Raw genomic sequence first — 14,844 nt, 5'->3', positions numbered from 1 at the left:
GAAGCGCCGACGGGGGAGCACCACCATGACGTACGTCCTCACCTTCCTGCCCTGGATCGTCTACGCCGTCCTGCCCGCCGCCCACTGGCAGTGGGCGGCGCTCGCGGGCCTGGCCGTCGCCCTCGGGGTGATCGTCAAGCAGCGCGCCGCCGGAGCCCGCCCGGACGCGCTGATCATCGAGGGCGGCTCGGCCCTCTTCTTCGCCGCCCTCGCGGCCCTCGCCCTCGCCGACCCCGACTGCGCCCTGCACCCCTACTCGGGAGCACTGTCCAGCGGCGTGCTCGCCCTGATCGCCGGGGGCTCGCTGGCGCTCCGTCGGCCCTTCACCCTCGGCATGGCCAAGCAGTCCACCCCGCCGCAGATCTGGGACCAGCCGCTGTTCGTGCGCACCAACACCGTCGTCACCGCCCTGTGGACCCTCGCCTTCGCCGCCACCGCCGCCGTCCTGGCCGCCCTCGCCCACGCCGGCCGGGGCCACTCCACCACCGCCACCCTCGTCCAGATCGTCGGCTTCGCCGCCCCGATGCTCTTCACCAGGCGCTACGTCGCCGCCGTCCAGGCCCGCACCGGTCGCTGACCACACACCCGGCCGCGGACCGCGCGCCGGTCGGTGACCACGCACCCGGTCGCGGACCGCGTGCCGGTCGGTGACCGGGGCCGGTCGCCGCCGTGCCGGTGACCACGCACCCGGCCGCCGACCGCGCACCCGGTCGGTGACCGCGCACCCGGCTGCGGACCGCGCGCCGGTCGGTGGCCCGGGCCGGTCGCCGCCGTGCCGCCGACTCGGGCCGGTATCGACCGCCGCAGACCCCCTGAGGTCCTGTCACGGCCCCGGGCGCAGACACCGGCCCACCGCCCCACGGCGATCTGCGCGGTGGTGCGGCCATCGCGCCGGGCCGACGAACCGCCCGCCCGCCAGGCCGCAGGGCGCGCCGGTGTGCCCGGAACCGCCGGTGTGCCCGGGACCGGCGGGGGTGCCGGCCGGCGACGCGTCGACTGGGCCGTTCGGGTGACGTGGCGGTTGGGCGGGGGCGAGCGATGGGCAGAGCCCGTTGCATGACGACCTCCTCGGCCGGCCGCCGCCGCCACCGCCCGGCCCCCGTCCCCGCCGCCCCCCTGCAGGCCGGACCCGCACCGGCCAGGCCCGCACCGGGCCGCCCCGCCGCGGGCCGCCCCGCCACGCCACGGCCGGCACTGGTCAGGCCCGCACCCGTCAGGCCCGCACCCGTCAGGTCCGCACCGGCCAGGTCCGCCGCCCCGGGCAACCGGACCCGCATCGGGCCGGGCCGCTGCTGCCGGACCTGGAGCAGCGAGCGGCTGCTGCCCGGCGGCACGGTGTCCCGCACCACCTGGCACGAGCCCGCCTGTTCGGCCCGGGGCCGAGGCTGACGCCCGCCCGGCCGGCTCCGCGGCTGCCCGTCGCGCGACCGGACCCGCCGGCTTCCGACCCGCCGGTCCCACTCGTCCTCGCCCCACCGCCGCGGGCGGCGGGGTGTCGGGGTCGCCCGGTGACGATGTCCGCCACGGCCGCGTCGAGGGCCCCGCGGCCGCGGTGTTCCCGGAAGAAGCGCCCGCCCGGGGGTGGGCCGGTGGACGGCGGCGCGCGGCCGGGCGTCGTTGTCGGGCTGTCCGGGGCGGCCCGGCTCGACGGCGCTGCCGAGCGGCGTCCGCAGGGTCAGGGTTTCGGTGCGGGGGTGGCGCCGGCGGTGCTGGGTGGAGCGGGGCGTCCACATGTCGTACGGGTGCCGGACGGTGGCGCGCAGGCAGGGGTCGTGGACGGTGACCAGGCTCTGCCTGGGGCGATGAGGCCGCCGGTCGGGGTGTTGAGCAGGTGCCCGCCGGTGAGCGCCGCGGTGAGGTCCGTCAGTGGCTCCCGGTCGACCGGTTCGGGTTCGCGGCCGCTCGCGTGGTGCTCCGGGCTCTTCGGGAGGAGGGTGATGCAGGCCGCGTCGTCCGGGTCGCGGACGAGCCGGCGGCCGTCGGTGCGCTCCGGCGGGTCCGGGTGCTCGCTGTGTGCCTGGGTCCGGGTGCTCGCTGTGCGCCGCTGCGGCGGGTGAGGGGTGGTCGGTGGGGGAGTGCCGGCCGTTCGCGGTTCTCCTCGGGGCGGGCGTCGGTCGAACGCCGGCCAGCCGTCCCGGCACACCTGCCCCGGCCTTACTGTCCGTCGGGGCGTCCCCGCAAAGGGGGCTCGGAGGGGCGTGGCCGTCGTCGCCCCCGGGCGCCCGCCCCCGGCGCCCCTGTCGCCCCCGGGCGCCCGCCCCGGGCGCCCGCCCCCGGCGCCCCGGCGCCCGCCCCCGGCGCCCCGGCGCCCGCCCCCGGCGCCCCGGCGCCCGCCCCCGGCGCCCCGGCGCCCGCCCCCGGCGCCCCGGCGCCCGCCCCCGGCGCCCCGGCGCCCGCCCCCGGCGCCCCGGCGCCCGCCCCCGGCGCCCCGGCGCCCGCCCCCGGCGCCCCGGCGCCCGCCCCGGGCGCCCGCCTCCGTCGCCCCGGGCGCCCGGTCCCGTCGCCCCGGGCCCCCGGCCCCGTCGCCCCGGGCGCCCGGTCCCGTCGCCCCGGGCCCCCGGCCCCGTCGCCCCGGGCGCCCGGTCCCGGCGCCCCGTGTTCGGTGCCCCCGGCGGCCGGTGTCCGACGGGTGGTCAGAATGCGACCCGGTCGAGGTGTTGGGTCCCGGGGTCCCTCGCCGGACATGCTCGTTCGGATACGATCGAAACGGGTTGCCGCGGTCGGCGCGGGAGTCGGCAGGGACCGGCAAGGAAGGGAAGGGCGTCATGGGCAGCACCAGGACGCAGGTCGCGGCTCCGCGCGATCTGCGGGCCACGGCCACGTTCCGCACCGACGGCGGGGAGAAGCTCTACGGCATCTCGCTGGAGTGGACGATCGGCGCGAACGACGGCGGCGGCAGACCCGGCGACTGGGACGAGGGTCTGGCGGGCGGCTACCCCACCCGGTACGAAGTCGACCTGAACGACGGCGCGTTGCGCCAGAGCGTCGTCATCGGCCTGCACGCGCTCCCGACCTGGGGCACGTACTGGAACCTGGCGCGCACCCACTGGGTGAGCCTGGGTGTCGAGGTGGACGGCCGGTACCGGCTGAAGGTCCGCGCGAAGCTGGCGGACGGCTGGAGCCCGTGGACCGACACGGCCGTCGTCGACCCGCAGGGCGCCGTCGCCTACGTCAACCCGTACTCCGAGAGCGGCGCGGTCGCCCGCACCGAGGAGGTCACCCCGGCGCACGGCAGCGTCGACGAGCCGGTCAGCCGCGTTCTGCTGACGATGCAGCTCAAGGACCCCGCGCCGATCTGCGCGGCGGCGCGCGAGCGGATCACCGCCGACGACGGGGACCGGCCCGCGGTCGTCCCGCCCGGGACGGTGCAGAACCCGCCGTGGAACGGCCAGTACCTGGAGTACCGCAAGTTCTTCGCCGGCCTCGGCCCGGTCATCGCCTCCGCGAACAACCCGGCCTACGCCGGCCTGGACCTGACCCCCGCACAGGTCGGCGGGCAGGACTGGCCGCTCACCCGCATCGACGCCGAAGCCGGCGAACTCACCCTGCGCTACGGCTACACCGCCTTCCACCGCGGCTGGACCTGGACCCACCAGTGGTTCGTCACCGTCGACGGCTGGCACCCGGACGACGGCATCTCCTGGCAGACCCTGGAGCCGGTCCCGTTCTTCGTCGACCTCTACGGCGGCCCCGGCGAGCAGGCCCGGCCGCCCTACAACGAGACCGAGACCCACGTCATCGGGACCGTCCCGAGGAAGTCCGGCCGGCACGCCTTCGTCAACATCTGGGGCGGCCACGGCGGCCACGGCGGCGCGGGCGAGTTCTTCGTGTCGGTGTGCGACGTCCTGTTCGACTGACCCGACCGGCCCCCCGCCCGGCCCGACCGGCCCCCCGCCCGGCCCGGGCGTGCCGTGCCCGCCCGGGGCACGGCGGGGCCGGATCAGAGCGCGGCGGTCACGATGATCTCGACCAGCACCTCGGGACGGTAGAGCTGCGCCTCGACGGTCGCGCGGGCGGGCGCGGTGCCGGCCGGCACCCAGGCGTCCCAGGCCAGGTTCATCTCCGCGAAGTCCTTGACGTTCGCGAGGAAGATCTCCGCGCGCAGCACCTTGGTCTTGTCGCTGCCGGCCTGCGCGAGCAGGCCGTCGACGGCGGCCAGCACCTGCTTGGTCTGCCCCTCGACGTCCTGGGTGAGGTCCCCGGCGACCTGGCCCGCCAGGTACACCGTGCCGTTGTGCACCACGGCCTCGCTCATCCGCTCGCCGGTGCCGAACCGCTGGATCATGATTGTGGGACCTCCGGTAGATCGTTCAGGAGCGCCGATGGTAGCCGCGCCGCCGCCCCGCCGTCGGCCCCGTCCAAGCTGTGACCGCCCGCCCGGGGCGGCCGCACGCGCCGTGGTCCTCGCGCCCGCGGCCGGTGGCCGTCCGTCACGGGTGGGAGGATGAGGTCATGGCCGAGTTCCGGATCCCCGAGCGTCGTGCCCGGCTGCTGGAGTACGCCCGGAGCCTGACCCCACCGTCGGGGTGGAAGGTCGAGGTGTCGGGCGACGAGATCATCATGACGGCGGGCCCTTCCGTCGTTCATCGGCGCAACCTGCTGCTGGTCCGTGAGCGGTTCGACGCGCACCGGCCCGCCGGGATGATGCCGAGCGAGAACACGGACCTGGCGTCCCCGAACGTCGGCAAGCTCCGCAACCCGGACCTGACCTACATCCCGGTCTCGGCGGTCGAGCTCGGTGGCAACGACGTTCCGGCGGAGCCGGCGGCCGTCGCGGTGGAGATCGTGTCCCCCTCGAACCCGGAGAACGACCTGATCGGCAAGGTCCGCGGCTACCCGCTGATGCACATTCCGCTGTACCTGCTGATCGATCCCCGCGACGGCGCGATCGTGCTGTACCCGGCACCGGCCGCAGGCGTCCACCGCCGGCGCTGGAGCGGCAGCTTCGGCGACCTGGTGCCGATCCCCGCGCCCTTCGCCTTCGACCTGGCCACCGGCGACCTGGTCCGCGACCCGCTCTGAGTCGCCCGCCCGCGCCGGTCCGCCCGCGCCGGTCCGCCCGCGCCGGTCCGCCCGCGTCGGCCCGCCCGCGTCGGCCCGCCCGCGTCGGCCCGCCGGCGCCGGCCGGCCCGCCCGTCCGCTACGCGTCGTCCACCTCCAGGCCGTAGGCGACCACGGCCTGGTGCAGTCCGCCCGGGTACCCGGCGAGGGCGGGGGTGAAGTCCCGGTCGCCGGCGCTGTCGCGGTCGAAGCGGCCCAGGCGCATCGCGGTGTTGGTGCGGGCGCCGTCGGCCAGGTGCACCACGGCCGGGGCCTGGTCGGCGCCGGGTTCCAGGATCAGCGCCGGCCCCGCGAACCCGGCCATGGTCGCCGCGGGGTGGTTGCCGGTGTCGGCCGCGGCGACGATGACCAGCCGGTCGGCGTCGGCGGGCAGCGCGTCGAAGTCGACCATCAGGCAGGCGTTCGCGTCGCCGTAGCCGGTGACCAGCCGCACCGAGCCGTCCGGCGTCGAGCCGTTGTTGTAGAACACCAGGTGCTCGTCCGACAGTGCCCTGTTGCCCCGGCACACCAGGGCGGCGATGTCGTACTCCTGCTCGCCGGTCCAGTGCAGCAGCAGCCGGGCGGGCTCGGCGGCGACCTCGACCTCGGGCAGCTCCTCCCCGCCGCCCGCGCCCCCGAACCGGGCCGCCGCGAACACCTCGTGGAAGCCGTGGTGCTTGAGCAGACCGACCAGCTCGGCGCCGTTGATCAGGGCGATCGGTTTGCCCGCGACGAACTGGTGCGAGCTGGGCCCGAACCTGCTGGTGGTGACGAGCACCGCCTTCGTCGCGGCCCGGTCGTGCTGCAGCGTGCCGTACAGGTCCCGCACCGCCGACGGTGTCACCGTGTCCCGGTACCGCTTCACCTGCACGATCACGTTCCCCCCGCGGAAGGGGTCGGTGTCGATGCCGCGCACGTCCACCCCGCCGTCCCGCGAGCGGGCCGTCAGCTCGACCTTCATGCCCATCGCCTCCATCAGCCGGGCGATCAGCTGCTCGAACTCCACCGGGTCCATCGCCAGCAGGAGCTGCAGCTCGTGCACCCGCTTCGTCATCCGGCCGCGATTGGCGTTGGTGTCGTCGCGCAGGTGACGGAACAGCATCCGCTGCGCGCGGCGCTCGTCGGTGTCGGGGTTGCTGAGGCGGTGGAGCTTGCGGCTTCGGGACATACGTCGCCCCCCTTGGAGGTTGACCGGGCGTGGCACGCGCCAGATTAGGGGCTGAGCTGATGCCCTGTCAGGCGCCTACGGGAATTGATCATTCCTGAAAGGAGACCGGCCCCGGGGCGGTGGCGGGCCGGCCGTCACGGCGGCCCCACCGGGGGACCTGCGTCCTGGTCGGGACCTGCGTCCTGGTCGGGACCCTGCGCCGCCGGTCTGGGTCCTCCCGTCCCCGGTCGGGGGCCCGGCGTCGCCGGGCCCGGGCCTGGGGCCGCCGCCCTGCGGTCAGGCCGTTCTCCCGCTCGCGCGGGCGGCGGCCTGCGCGGACGCGTCGCCGCCGGCGGCGGTGACCCGGGTGCCCGGGTGTGCCAGGGCGCACAGGAAGGCGACCGTGAGGGCCGCCGCCATGCCGTACAGCACGGGCGCGTTCGCCTCGGCGAAGTCGTGCCGGATCGCGTCCAGCAGGGTGGTCCCGACGCCGGTGGCGGGGTTCTGCCCGCCCGGGCCGTGGCCGGTGATGCTCCCGGTGATGGTGGCGGCCACCGCGGGCGCGGCGTCGGCCGGGACGCCGCCGGCGACCAGCGTTTGCTGCACGTTGCGGGTGGTGCTGTGCAGCAGGACGGTGCCCAGCACGGCCAGGCCCAGGCTGGCCGAGTAGTTGCGCACGGTCTGGGTGATCCCGGTGACCTCGCCGTAGGAGGCGTCGATCGCGCGGTTGACCGCGTCCGTCGAGGCCGGCGTCAGCAGCAGTCCGATCCCCGCGCCCGCCAGCACGATGTACGGCCACTGCGCGCCGAGCGACAGGTCGGTGATCTTCCAGGCCCAGAGCGCGAAGCCGACCGCGGACACCGCCGTGCCCAGCAGTATCGGCGGGCGCGCGCCGCGCCGGTCCAGCATCCGCCCGCCGACCTGCGAGCCGGGGGCGAAACCGGCGAAGAACACCAGCAGGTACAGCCCCGCCTCGCTCGGCGACTGCTCCAGCGCCACCTGGGCGTAGACGGAGGCGAAGAAGAACACCGGCACGAAGGCGATCATGGCGAAGAACAGCACCGCGTTGTCCGCCGCGAACGCCCGGTCGGCGAAGACCCGCAGCTTGATCAGCGGATGCTCGGTGCCCAGCTCCACCAGCACGAACACCGCCAGCACCAGCAGGCCTCCCACGATGCACAGCCAGGTCGCCCAACTGCCCCAGCCCCAGGACGCCGCCTGCTGCAGGCCGAGCACGCTCAGCCCCATCCCGGCCGCCGCCAGGACGGCGCCCGTCCAGTCGATCGGCTCCCGGCGCGCGGTGTTGCGGATCCCGGCCAGCACCGTCAGCACCACCGCGACCACCGCCACCGGCACGTTGACCCAGAAGATCGCCCGCCAGGTCCAGCCGGTCAGCCAGCCGCCCAGCAGCGGGCCGATCGCCGTCAGCCCGCCCGCCACCCCGAAGAACAGCGCCAGCGCCCGCCCGCGCCGCTCCACCGGGAACACCTCCACCACCACCGCGAGCGCCGCCGGGAACATCAGGGCCGCACCCAGGCCCTGCACCGCCCGGAAGCAGATCAGCCAGGTCTCGGCGCCCTCCCCGGACGGCACCGCCCCGCACAGCGCCGAGGCGACCACGAAGGTCAGCGTCCCGACCAGCATCATCCGCTTGTGGCCCAGCACGTCCGCCAGCCGCCCGCCCAGGGCGAAGAACGCGGCCAGCGACAGCAGGTAGGCGTTCACCACCCACTGCATGCCGACCGCCGACAGGCCCAGCTCGCGGATGATGTCGGGCGCGGCGATCGACACGATCGTCTGGTCGATGAACGTCATCGACACCGCGAACAGCATCGCCGCCAGCGTCAGCGACTGGCTGGCCGCCACGGGCGCGCAGCCCTGCGGGGTGGGGTCGGGCCGCCGGCCTGCCATCCGCCTCGTCCTTCCGTCCTTCGGGCCCGCCGCACGCCGGCCCCACGCCTGACGACCGGGAGGAAGCCGCCCCCGACCGGGCCGGGGGCCGGGCCGCGGGACCGCGCCCGGTCCACCCACCGACCCTGCCCGGACGTCGCAGCGGCACGGGGCAACGCCACGTCCCGCCGACGCGATGTCAGCTGTTCGGCGGAGCGGCGGCTGCCGGGGCCCGGCACCCCGCGCCGGCGCCGGTGCCCGTGCCCCGGCAGCCGCCGCTCCGCGCCCGCACCGCCGCTCCGCGCCCGCACCGCCGCTCCGCGCCCGCACCGCCGGCCGCTCCGCGCCCGCACCGGTGCCGGTGCGGCGGTGGCCGGGCTCGCCAAGGGAGCGTCCGCACCGTCCCCGCGACACCGCCCGCGACGAATCCGGAGACTGTTCCGGCGCATTCACCGGACCGTCGGTGACGTTGACGGCGTCGACGAACGGAATTCAGCCCCGGTGTGCCCGCGCCGCGGCCGGTGTTCCTTTCCGGCCGCCGGAAGCGGTGACGGATTCCCGTCCTGAGCGGAATCGCCGGCGGATCGCGGTGGTGGTCGTTGTCGGTCCCGCGCCGGGAGGTGGCCGCGGACCCCTTTCCCGCCACGACGGCGCCGGGTTTCTGCGCGGCCGCCCGGGTGCTGCCGAGAATGCCGAGAGGCCGCCGGTTCCCGTGACCGAACCGCGCCGCGCCGAGCGGCAGATGGACCTCCCGGGCCGTCCCGCCGCGCTGCCGGTGCAATTCGGCAGCCGGCCGCCGTCGTGCGCGCACAGCGCCGTCACCGCTTTCACGCCCGGGTTCGCCGATCCGGGCACCGAACCGCCGGGCGCGGGATCGCACCGAGAGGCGGAAACCTGCAATCGCCCGGCCGTCGGGACGCGAAAGCGAAGCGGCGCCGGGTCGCACCGCGCCGATGTGCCGGGGCGTTCCGCCCGGAGGGAATTCCCGTCGTCGGGAACGTGGAACCCGGCGGCCGTGCCCGCACCCCGTGCGGGTCGCGGCGACCGGGCGGACGGCCCCGCGCCGTCGATCGCCGCGCAGGGGCCCGACCCGGGCGAAGGCGCCGCCACGGCGTACGCCGCCAGGTCGTACGCCGCGGCGTCGTACGGCACGAGGTCGGCCGTACCAGCAGGTACGGCCGCCGGTACGTGGGCCGGTGTGCCGGCCGGGCCGCTCCGCCGGGCCGCGGGGCGGGCGACCCGGCGGGCGAGCCGGCCGGCGCGGGGCGTGGGGCGGGCGGTCGCGGTGGGCGGCATGAGAGTCCTCCGGCGAAGTGGTGGGGTGCGCTGTCACCGTGAGAGGAGAACGGCCCGCCGCGCCCGTCCCGGACGTTTATCGCAACGTTATCAATGGCTTTGACGGCGCGTGAGATTCGCCGGGCCGCAACCGAGTTGAGCGGCGTCGGGCCCGCGAACCGGCGGTTGCATCACGCGCCGATCCCGTGCAAAGTGGCGAACCGCACACTGCGGCAACCCGATCCGCGGGTCCTTCGCGTCCCGCTGCCCGCACCCCGCGGATCGCGGCAACGCCCAAAATGGGCCACGGTACTTCGGGCCGCAGTCGAGCACCTGTCAAAGGCATTAACCCCATTCCTCAACGAGGTTCCCCTTGCCTGTTCGCCGCATACTCGAATTCGCCGCCGTCGCCACGCTCACGTCCTCCGTGGGACTGGCCGGCGCCGACGCCTCCACCGCCTTTGCCGCCGGGTCCCCGTCGCCCGACACCGCGTGGGCGGGGGCCGCCCTGGGCCGTCATCTCGACCTGTGGATGGTCGGTGTACCGAGGACATTCGTCGCCGGCGGGGACGTCCGCGAATTCTCCCTCAGGATCGACAACCGCGCGGGCAACGACTTCGTCGCCCTTCCGCTGCTCGAATTCCGGAGCAGCAGCGGAATTCTGAGCCCCGCGGCCGTCCACGTCGAGTACCAGCCGCTCGGCACCCGCGCCTGGCTGCCCGCCTCCGTGGCCCCCGGCGGCGGCGCCGACGGACGCCCGGACGGCGGCGCGCTGTTCCTGCTGGGCGCCCAGGACCCGGCCGGCCACCCGTCCGACGACGCGCTGCTCGCCGTCAGGAAGTCCAGGAACGTGTCCGTCAAGGTGCGCGCCTCCTTCACCGCCGACGCCCCCCAGGGCCCGGCCGGCGTGGTGCCGGTCCTCTTCTCCACACCGCTCGACGACCGGACCGGGGAGCCGGTGGGCGTCGGGAGCTACGCCTGCGAGTGCGTCATCGGCGCCGGATTCACCATCAAGGCACCCGCCCCCGTCGTCACGTCGAGCCCCAGCCCGAGCCCGAGCCCGGTGAAGTCGACCCCGGCGGCACCCGCTTCGACCCGGCCCGCCGCGAGCCCCAGCCCCAGCCCTACCCCGAGCAGGAGTACGAGCCCCGGCCCGAGCCCGAGCCCGAGCGCGGTGACAACGGCCCCGTCCAGCCCGACACCCAGCACGGTCAAGTCGGCCACCGCAGCCGGGAGTCCGAGCCCGAGCGCGGTCAGGTCCGCCTCATCCGCCGGCCCCGCCCCGGCTTCAGCCACAGCCACAGCCACAGCCACAGCCACAGCCACAGCCACAGCCACAGCCACAGCCACAGCCTCGGCCTCGGCCTCGCCGCAGCCGGTCACCACCCCGATCGACCCCGACCAGTTGCCGATCGCCTTCCCCGTCAGCCTCCCCGCCCTCCCTCCGCTGCAGATCACCCCCGCCGCGGTCGCCAGGGCGAAGGCCACCGCCGACACCCTGGAGCGCGACCTCGCCCAGACCGGCGCCGACGGCAGCACCCTGCTGACGGCAGCCGCCGGCGCCACCGCGCTCGCCCTCGGCACCGGCACCCTGGTGCTGCTGCGCCGCCGCAGGTCCGCGGCCCGGCACGGCTGAACCGCCCCGGCCCGCGCAACCCGCCCCCGTCCCCGTCCGTCCCCGTCCGGCCCCGTCCGGCCCCGCCCCCGTCCCCGTCCGTCCCCGTCCGGCATCGCCCGGAGCGGCCCGGAGCGCACCGCGTGCGGCACCGCATCCGGCACCGCTGCGCCAGCGCGAGGAGCCGCCGTGCTCCGTCGAGGCACCCCCCAGCATCCGACGTAAGGAGAACCGTGTCAGAGCCCGTCTCGTGGAACGCGTTCAGGCCGAACGTGAGCGCGTCCCCCGCCGGAGTTCCTCAGGGGGAGGGCGGGGAGCGCGCCGCCGTCGACCTCCGGGCGTCCGGGCCCGTCCCGGTGCCGGGCGTTCGGCCCGCGTCGGACGGGTCGCCCGGTCGCCCGGGCGAACGGTCGCCCGCCGATGCCGGCGTCGCCGTCCGTACGCCCCCGGGTGTCGCCGTCCGTCCGTCCGAGGGCGGTCAGGTGCTTGAGCCGTCGACCGTCCGCACCCGCCGGGAGGCGATGGTCCTGCGGGCCGTCCTGGCGGCTCCCGAGGACTGTCGGGTGGCCCTGCTGCGTGCCGCACTGGCGGCGGCGCAGCGGGGGGACCCGGGCCCGGGGGCGAGTACGGGCGGGCTGTCCGGCGCCCCGGGCCGCTCCCGCTTCGAGGACGAGGTGGACGAGGTGCGCGCGCGGTTGGTCCGGATCGCCGATCAGGCGTGCCGGCAGGTGGCGACGGCGCTGGGCGAGGCCGCGGGCCGGCGGGAGGACGCGCCGTCACCGCCCCCTTCGGGGCGCGGTGGCTGCCTGCTCTGTGTCGGGCCCGAGGGCGCGACGGGCCTGCGGCCCGGGGCGGCGCGCGGCGCGGCGCTGCCTCCCGGGCCGGCCGCGCAGGCCGACCCGCCCGCAGGCGCAGGCGCAGGCGCAGGCGCGGACGCAGGCACGGAGACGGAGACGGCCAGGGAAGCAGAACCGGGCACGGGCACGGGCGCGGGCACGGGCGCGGGTACGGGGTCGGGGGGCGGGCAGGGGCCGGAGGAGGACACGCTCGTCCTGGGTGTCGTCCGGGCGCCGCTCGCGTCGCCGGTGCGGGAGAGGGTGACCCCGCTGAGGGTCCCGCCGGCGGCCGTGTGGCGGTTGCCGCGACGCGCGACGGTCTGGGTGCTCGCCGCGTCGGCCGCGGCCGGCGCCGTCGTGGCACTGGCGGTGGCTCCGGGGCACGAGGGCGGGGGAAACGGCCGGCGCAGCTTCGGGCCGACGGCCCCGCAGCGGCCCGCAGAGCCTTCTCCGCCCGCCGCGGCGGCCGCGGTGTCGGGTTCGCCGACCGGCGCGGTCCACTCCGATCCCCCCGGTCAGGTGGAGGTGCCGCCCGCGGCGCAGAGCGCCGGTCCCACGGGCGTCGCCGAGACGTCCGTGAGCCCGCGGCCGTCCTCGCCGCCCGCCTCCCGGGGCCCGGCCGCGACGTCCGTGAGCCCGCGGCCGGTGCCGGCGGTCACCGGGCTCCCGCCGGTCGTCCGCGACGCGCCGCCCTCGCCGCGCGCCCCGTCCGTCCCGACGGCGGCGCCGTCCAGCCGGCAGCCGACGTCCTCCCCGAGCAGCGCGCCGCCCGCCCCCTCGCCCTCCTCCGCCGGCACCACGGGGACGCCCCCGCCCGGGAGTTCCCCGCCCGCTGAACGACCCGGGGACCGCTGAAGCCCCCGGGGACCGCCCGGCGCCGGCCGTCCCCGGGCCGGGCGGTTCCGGCGTCGGCGGTTCCCGGGCCGGGCCCCTCGCGGTCGGGCGGTCCCCGGGCCGGGCCCCTCGCGGTCGGGCGGTTCCCGGGCCGGGCGGTTCCGGCGTCGGCCCTCCCCGGGCCGGGCCCCTCGCGGTCGGGGAAGGGGTGTCGGGCTCAGAGCAGGAACGTCACCTGGTCCTTGCACGTGGCGTCGGTGGCGCAGGTCGCGGGGTGGAGCACGAGCACGTCGTCGTCGCTCCCGTCCCGCGCGGCGCCCAGGAGCTGCCCCGTGTCGACGTGTCGCAGGGCGACGTCCTTCCCCCCGAGGGAGACCGTCTGCCATTCCTCCTTGGTGCCGCTGCCGCAGGTGCCCTCCACCGCCGGGCCGGACCCGCTGCCGGGCCGCAGGCACCCGCCGTTGCCCGCGCTGACCACCCGCAGCCGTCCGCCGGACGGACCCGGCCGCAGGTACCAGCGCTGGTCCGTCGTCGACTCGCACGGGACGAAGTAGGGGGCGGAGCCCTCCACGCTCTCGTAGCCCTCCACGCTCACGCAGGACTTCTGCGCCGCGAACCGCAGCTCGACCACCTGGTCACCGGGCTGGCTCGGGGCCGGCGTCGTCCCCGCGGAGATGGTCGCGCTCAGCCCGCCGCCCTTGGCCGCCGGCGCGCGGGAGGCCGCCCCGGTGGTGGCACGCGCACCCGCGGTGGCCCGGCCGGTCGCGGGGCCGCCCGAGGACGTCGGGGCCACGGCGGGCGTGGGGCCGCCCGAGGACGTCGGGGCCACGGCGGGCACGGGGTCGGCCTGGGCCGGCGCGACCACGGGGCTCACGCTCGCTGCGCCGGGCGCCGCCGCGGCCGCCGCCCGCCCGCCGCCGGCCGGCGCAGCCGCGGGGCGGGGGTGGGAGGCCGAGGCCCCCAGGGCGGCCGCGACGACGGCGCCGACCGCGACCGCGGCCACCCCGGCCACCGTCTTCCCAGCCACCGTCTTCCCGGCCACGGCCTTCGCGCCGAGGCCCGCCGGCGGCGCGCCGGCGCCCGCCGCCGCACCGGCCGGCACGGCGCCCCCCGACACCGCCGCCAGGTAGTCGTGCCCGCCGCCCCACGGGAGGAAGGCGGCCAGGCCCACCGCCCGCAGCCGCCGGTTGACGTCCCGCATCTCCTCCACGCAGGACCGGCACCGCTCGCACCCGTCGAGATGCCGTACCAGGCTCCGGGGCTGCCGCTGCTCGGGGCGCCGCACCAGCGCCGCCAGCCGGTCCGCGTAGGCCCGGCACTCCGGCGAGGCGTCGGCCCGGCGCACGTGCGCGCTCAGGTACGCCTCGCGCAGCCCCTCCCGGGCCCGCGAAACCAGCGACGACACCCCACTGGGCGTCAGACCGAGCAGCGGCGCGATCCGCTCGGGCGCCTGCTGCTCGACCACCGCGTGCCACAGCACCGTCCGCCACCGCTCCGGCAGCTCCCCGAACGCGGCCGCCACCAACCGGTGCTCGGCGCCGGCGGCCAGCAATTCGTCGGGGGTCGGCGTCTCGTCCTGCCGGTCCGCCCAGTCGCCGAAGTCGGCCGTGAGCAGGGTCCGGCGCTGCGCCGTGCTCCAGGCGACGGCCGTGTTGCGGACGACGGTGAGCAGGTAGCGCCGCCAGCTCTGGTCCGGGCCGGCGCCGCTGCGGACGGCCTGGAGGGTGAGGGCGAAAGCCTCGCTCGCCAGGTCCTCGGCACCCTCGGCGGTGCGCGTCAGCGTACGGGCGTAGGCGGTGGCCGCACCGTGATGACGCTCGTACAGCTCGGCGACGACGCCCTCCTCCCCGGCCCGCACCCGCGCGGTGAGCCGCTCGTCGCTCTCCGGCGCCTCGGCACCGGCCGGCCGCTGCGCCTGCGGGCCGGCCGGCGGTGTCGGTCCGGACGGCGGTGCTGGTGCGGAGGCCGGTGCGGGTTCCGGAGCCGGGGCACCGGGGTGGTGTGGCGAGGGCGACGGACGGCGCGGCATGGGGGTCCCTGTGACTGGCGGCTTGGACGGGTCGAGGTGTTACGCCCATCCAAGAGGGCCGGGCCGCTGTCCCGTCCCGGTGCGTGGCCGGATCGTTACCTCCGGCCTGCGGACGGGCCCCGAGCGGGCGTTCCCGACTCTCCCCGGGCCGCTTTGGACGGGCCGGTGGGCCGGGCCG

General features: G+C 77.2%; 9 protein-coding genes. 4 read left to right on the top strand and 5 right to left on the bottom strand.

Translation table 11 applies throughout. The annotated features are described in order from the left end of the window. The first annotated feature begins 25 nt into the window (after positions 1-25). Together OG689_RS00245 and OG689_RS00235 are read left to right on the top strand one after the other, a co-directional pair. Positions 26-577, top strand: a complete 552-nt coding sequence (locus tag OG689_RS00245) for a hypothetical protein (protein WP_266316498.1) — start codon at positions 26-28, stop codon at positions 575-577. A gap of 2,188 nt (positions 578-2,765) precedes the next feature. Then, entirely contained in the window at positions 2,766-3,857 is a 1,092-nt protein-coding gene (locus tag OG689_RS00235; RefSeq protein ID WP_266316496.1) for a lytic polysaccharide monooxygenase, read from the top strand. Between the two features lie 83 nt (positions 3,858-3,940). Here the strand turns inward: OG689_RS00235 and OG689_RS00230 are convergent, their stop codons facing one another. After that, complete coding sequence (locus OG689_RS00230; protein WP_266316495.1) at positions 3,941-4,285, bottom strand: RidA family protein; 345 nt, start codon at positions 4,283-4,285, stop codon at positions 3,941-3,943. A 167-nt stretch (positions 4,286-4,452) separates the two neighbouring features. On the opposite strand from OG689_RS00230, the gene OG689_RS00225 reads away from it, so the two are divergent. After that, a complete protein-coding gene (locus OG689_RS00225; RefSeq protein ID WP_266316494.1) occupies positions 4,453-5,022 on the top strand; it encodes a Uma2 family endonuclease in 570 nt (189 codons plus the stop codon). A gap of 118 nt (positions 5,023-5,140) precedes the next feature. Here OG689_RS00225 and OG689_RS00220 read toward each other — a convergent pair whose 3' ends face one another. Then, entirely contained in the window at positions 5,141-6,208 is a 1,068-nt protein-coding gene (locus tag OG689_RS00220) for a restriction endonuclease (protein WP_266316492.1), read from the bottom strand. A gap of 276 nt (positions 6,209-6,484) precedes the next feature. Then, on the bottom strand, positions 6,485-8,098 hold the full coding sequence (locus OG689_RS00215) for an MFS transporter (RefSeq protein ID WP_266316491.1): 1,614 nt from the start codon (positions 8,096-8,098) through the stop codon (positions 6,485-6,487). 1,627 nt (positions 8,099-9,725) lie between these two features. Between OG689_RS00215 and OG689_RS00210 the strand changes: the two genes are divergently transcribed. Then, complete coding sequence (locus OG689_RS00210; protein ID WP_266316489.1) at positions 9,726-10,988, top strand: LPXTG cell wall anchor domain-containing protein; 1,263 nt, start codon at positions 9,726-9,728, stop codon at positions 10,986-10,988. A 1,330-nt stretch (positions 10,989-12,318) separates the two neighbouring features. Here the strand turns inward: OG689_RS00210 and OG689_RS00205 are convergent. Together OG689_RS00205 and OG689_RS00200 are read right to left on the bottom strand one after the other, a co-directional pair. After that, positions 12,319-12,603, bottom strand: a complete 285-nt coding sequence (locus tag OG689_RS00205) for a hypothetical protein (protein WP_266316488.1) — start codon at positions 12,601-12,603, stop codon at positions 12,319-12,321. Positions 12,604-12,854: 251 nt separating this feature from the next. After that, positions 12,855-14,666, bottom strand: coding sequence for a sigma-70 family RNA polymerase sigma factor (locus OG689_RS00200; protein WP_266316486.1), 1,812 nt, complete (start codon positions 14,664-14,666; stop codon positions 12,855-12,857). Positions 14,667-14,844 lie beyond the last annotated feature (178 nt).

It is taken from the genome of Kitasatospora sp. NBC_00240, assembly GCF_026342405.1.
Classification (GTDB): domain Bacteria; phylum Actinomycetota; class Actinomycetes; order Streptomycetales; family Streptomycetaceae; genus Kitasatospora.
This window is presented reverse-complemented; position numbering and strand designations above follow the sequence as displayed.